Here is a 399-nt window from a genome sequence, read left to right as displayed (position 1 = left end):
CTTTTGGACCTGTCCAACCCTTGGGCGATCGCAAGATGATCATCGGATACTGGGGACGCTCTGTAAAACCGTGAGCTTGAGCTTCTCGCTGAATGTCCTGGATTTCTGAAACGATCGTATCTAGCGTTTTCGCCATCAATTGGTGCATCGTTTCTGGATCGTCCCCTTCGACAAAGTAAGGTTTGTACCCATACCCAATGAATAGGCTTTCGAGTTCTCGATCGCTTAACCGTGCCAAAACGGTTGGGTTTGCAATCTTATAACCGTTGAGATGCAAGATCGGTAACACTGTTCCGTCACGAGTCGGATTGATAAATTTGTTTGAGTGCCAACTGGCCGCTAATGGCCCCGTTTCCGCTTCACCGTCACCGACCACACAGCACACGAGTAGATCAGGAT

At 49.1% G+C, this 399-nt stretch carries 1 protein-coding gene; it reads right to left on the bottom strand.

Annotated features, from left to right (window positions below):
• Positions 1 to 399: phosphoketolase family protein (locus D7Y13_RS44375; protein WP_500683218.1), on the bottom strand; the 399-nt coding region annotated here is incomplete at both ends.

This window comes from Corallococcus praedator (genome assembly GCF_003612125.1).
GTDB classification, from domain to species: Bacteria; Myxococcota; Myxococcia; order Myxococcales; family Myxococcaceae; genus Corallococcus; species Corallococcus praedator.
Note: the sequence above shows the minus strand (reverse complement) of the source record. Positions and strands in the feature narration are given on the sequence as shown.